A 4,577-nucleotide genomic window follows, 5' to 3' on the forward strand; every position below is an offset into this window, starting at 1 on the left:
GCTGGCAAGCCAGCTCCCACAGGGTCTGATGTGAACACAAATTGTGTATGCAGCCTCAACCACTGTGGGAGCTGGCTTGCCAGCGATAGCGGCCTGACCGGCGCAAAAAGATTCAAGGCCTGAAGGATATACGCCCACGCACACACCTGAGCAAAACCCTTACACAATTTCACACAGCACCTACAAAGCTTCACCGCTACCCTCGCCGACGCCCGGTAGGATGCTGGGGGTCATTATTGGGGTAATTCATGTCAAAGAATCTGCTTGCCAGGCTCAGCCTTGTGGCACTGGCGTTGACGCTCAGCGCGTGCGACAAGTCCTCGATCGCCGAAGAACAGCCGCCATTGGCCAGCGTTCGCGTCGAAACCATCGAAGCCCGCCCGCTATCGATCAGCAGCGAGTTGAGCGGGCGCATCGCCGCGCCACGCATCGCCGAAGTGCGCGCCCGTGTCGCTGGTGTGGTCTTGCAGCGCACCTTCCGCGAAGGCACTGACGTGAAAAAGGGCGACGTTTTATTCCGCATCGACCCGGCGCCGTTCAAGGCTGACCTCGACAGCGCCGAAGCGTCGCTGCGCAAGGCCGAAGCCAATGCGTTCCAGGCAAAACTGCAAGAGCAGCGCTACGCCCAGTTGATCGATGACAAAGCGATCAGTGCTCAGGACTATGACAACGCCCGGGCCATGGTGCGCCAGACTGCCGCCGATGTTGCCGCCAACAAAGCGGCCGTTGAACGAGCAAAACTCAACCTCGGCTACGCCACCGTCACTGCGCCGATTTCCGGACGTATCGGTCGCGCGCTGGTCACCGAGGGCGCATTGGTCGGGCAGAACGAGACCACGCCACTGGCGCTGATCCAGCAACTGAACCCGATCCACGCCGACCTGACCCAATCGACCCGCGAACTCAACGAACTGCGCCGGGCATTCCGTTCCGGTCAGCTGAAAGAAGTAGGACAAGGCCAGGCCAAAGCCACGCTGATTCAGGACGACGGCAGCCTCTACCCGTTGCCCGGCAAGCTGCTGTTCACCGACCTCACCGTCGATCCGGGCACCGGCCAGATCATTCTGCGCAGCGAATTCCCCAACCCGGACCTCGACCTGCTGCCCGGCAGCTTTGTGCGTGTGCGCCTGGAGCAAGCGGTCAATCAGCAAGGCATCAGCGTGCCGCAACGGGCGATCCAGCGTGACAGCGCCGGCATCGCGCAAGTGCTGCTGCTCGACGCTGAGCAGCGCATCAGTCAGCAACCGGTCGAATTGGGCCCGGTGCAGAACGACCGCTGGGTCGTGACCAGCGGCCTCAAACCCGGCGACCGCATCGTCACCGAAGGCCTGCAACACGCCCGCCCCGGCGAGAAAGTGCAGATCGATGACTCCTCTCTCCCACTTGCCCAGGTTTCTGGCCAGTAAGCAGGACGCTTGTTTATGCCGCAGTTCTTTATCGACCGCCCGGTGTTTGCCTGGGTGGTCGCGCTGTTCATCCTGCTGGCCGGCGCCCTGGCCATTCCGCAGTTGCCGGTGGCGCAGTACCCCGACGTCGCACCGCCGCAAATCGAAATCTACGCCGTGTACCCCGGTGCCTCGGCGCAAACGGTGGACGAAAGCGTGGTCAGCCTGATCGAGGAAGAGCTCAACGGCGCTGATCACCTGCTGTATTTCGAATCGCAAAGCAGCCTCGGCAGCGCCACGATCAAGGCGACTTTTCAGCCGGGCACCGATCCGGAAATGGCTCAGGTCGATGTGCAAAATCGCCTGAAAGTCGTGGAGTCGCGCCTGCCGCAAGCGGTGAACCAACAAGGCTTGCAGGTGGAGAAAGTCTCCGCCGGTTTCCTGCTATTGATCACCCTCACCTCCAGCGACGGCAAGCTCGACGACGTGGCGCTCAGCGACTATCTGGCGCGCAACGTGATGAACGAGATCAAGCGTCTGGACGGTGTCGGCAAGGCGCAGCTGTATGGCGCTGAACGGGCGATGCGCATCTGGATCGACCCGCAGAAGCTGATCGGATTCAACCTCACGCCCGCTGACGTCAACGCCGCCATCGTCGCGCAGAACGCCCAGGTCTCGGCTGGCAGCATCGGCGACTTGCCGAGCCGCACCACTCAGGAAATCACCGCGACCATTCTGGTGAAAGGTCAGCTGTCGACCCCTGAAGAGTTCGCCGACATCGTGCTCAAGGCTAACCCCGACGGCTCCACCGTGCGCATCGGCGATGTGGCGCGGGTCGAAATCGGCAGCCAGGAATATCAGTTTTCCACGCGCCTGAACGGCAAGCCGTCGACCGCCGTCGGCGTGCAACTGTCGCCGGGGGCCAACGCGCTGAACACCGCGACGCTGGTGCGGGCGAAGATGGATGAACTGTCGCGCTACTTCCCGGCGAACGTCGAGTACAAGATTCCATACGACACCTCGCCCTTCGTCAAAGTCTCGATCACCAAAGTGGTCTACACCCTCGGCGAGGCGATGTTGCTGGTGTTCGCAGTGATGTTTCTGTTCCTGCAAAACATCCGCTACACGCTGATCCCGACGCTGGTGGTGCCGGTGGCGCTGATGGGCACTTTCGCGACCATGCTGGCCCTGGGTTTCTCGATCAACGTGCTGACCATGTTCGGCATGGTGCTGGCCATCGGCATTCTGGTGGACGACGCGATTGTGGTGGTGGAGAACGTCGAGCGGATCATGGCCACCGAAGGCCTGTCGCCCAAGGAAGCCACGCGCAAGGCGATGAAGCAGATCACCGGGGCGATCATCGGCATCACTCTGGTGTTGGTGGCGGTGTTCATCCCGATGGCGTTCATGCAAGGTTCGGTCGGAGTGATTTACCGACAGTTTTCGCTATCGATGGCCACCTCGATCCTGTTCTCGGCATTTCTCGCCCTGACCTTGACCCCGGCGCTGTGCGCGACCTTGCTCAAGCCGATTGCCAAGGGCGAGCATCATGAAAAAACCGGATTCTTCGGCTGGTTCAACCGTCGCTTCGAGCAACTGACCGAGCGCTATCAGGGCTGGGTCGCCTACGCGCTCAAGCGTACTGGCCGTTATCTGCTGATCTACGGCGTGCTGCTGGTTGGCTTGGGGCTGTGCTTCGCACGCCTGCCCTCCTCGTTTTTGCCGACGGAAGATCAGGGCTACACCATCACCGACATTCAGTTGCCGCCGGGCGCGACCAAAAATCGTACGGTGCAAGTGGCCGAGTTGATCGAGGCGCACAACGCCGGCGAACCGGGTGTCGGTGACAGCGTGGTGATTCTCGGCTTCAGCTTCTCCGGTAGCGGGCAGAACGCTGCGTTGGCGTTCAGCACGCTCACGGACTGGTCGCAACGTGGCAGCGACGATTCGGCGAGTTCGATTGCCGACCGCGCCAACATCGCCTTGAGTCAGATCAAGGACGCCATGGCCTTCGCCGTGCTTCCGCCACCAGTGGATGGCCTCGGCACGTCCAGCGGTTTCGAGTTCCGCTTGCAGGACCGTGGCGGTCTCGGCCATGCCACGTTGATGCAGGCGCGCACCGAGTTGCTGGCGGCCGCCGAGAAGAGCCCGATCCTGATGAATGTGCGTGAAAGTGCCTTGGCCGAAGCGCCACAGGTGCAGTTGATCGTCGACCGCAAACAGGCCAATGCCTTGGGCGTGTCCTTTGCCGACATCGGCAGCGTGCTGTCCACCGCCGTCGGCTCGGCCTACATCAACGACTTCCCCAATCAGGGACGGATGCAGCGGGTTGTGGTGCAGGCTGAGGGCGATCAGCGCAGTCAGGTTGATGATCTGCTGAAAATGCACGTACGCAATAACAACGGGAAAATGGTGCCGCTATCAGCGTTCGTCCAGGCCAAATGGATTCAAGGCCCGGCGCAACTGACTCGCTACAACGGCTATCCGGCGATCAGCATTTCCGGCGAACCGACACCCGGTCACAGCACCGGTGAAGCTATGGCCGAGATCGAACGACTGGTGGCGTTGGGCCCGGCGGGACTGGGCCAGGAATGGACCGGCCTGTCGTTGCAGGAACGCTTGTCTGGCAGTCAGGCGCCGATCCTGCTCGGGTTGTCGTTGCTGATCGTGTTCCTGTGCCTGGCGGCGCTTTACGAGAGTTGGTCGATCCCGACCTCGGTGTTGCTGGTGGTGCCGCTGGGCGTGCTCGGCGCGGTGCTGGCGGTCACGATGCGCGGGATGCCCAACGATGTGTTCTTCAAAGTCGGACTGATCACCATCATCGGCTTGTCGGCGAAAAACGCGATCCTGATCATCGAGTTCGCCAAGAGCCTGTACGACGAAGGCCACGACCTGCTCGACGCCACCCTGCAAGCTGCGCGCCTGCGGTTGCGACCGATTGTCATGACCTCGCTGGCGTTCATCCTCGGCGTGGTGCCGCTGGCGATTGCCACCGGGGCCAGTTCGGCGAGCCAGCAGGCCATTGGCACCGGGGTGATTGGCGGGATGATCACGGCGACGTTGGCGGTGGTGTTTGTGCCGGTGTTTTTTGTGGTGGTGATGAAGCTTGTCAGCAAGCGCCATAAACCACACTAACCAACACCACATAACCCTGTGGGAGCGGGCTTGCCCGCGATGAGGCCATAACGTTCA

General features: G+C 61.7%; 2 protein-coding genes. Both read left to right on the plus strand.

Translation table 11 applies throughout. From position 1 onward, the window contains the following. The first annotated feature begins 248 nt into the window (after positions 1–248). Positions 249–1,406: an efflux RND transporter periplasmic adaptor subunit gene (locus ACW9JC_RS28860; RefSeq protein ID WP_457459297.1), complete on the plus strand. Its 1,158-nt coding sequence runs from the start codon at positions 249–251 to the stop codon at positions 1,404–1,406. A 15-nt stretch (positions 1,407–1,421) separates the two neighbouring features. Beyond that, positions 1,422–4,520 (plus strand): multidrug efflux RND transporter permease subunit, encoded by a 3,099-nt coding sequence (locus tag ACW9JC_RS28865; protein WP_457459298.1) that lies wholly within the window; start codon positions 1,422–1,424, stop codon positions 4,518–4,520. Positions 4,521–4,577: the final 57 nt, after the last annotated feature.

The sequence above is a fragment of the Pseudomonas sp. SDO5591_S426 genome (genome assembly GCF_054070755.1).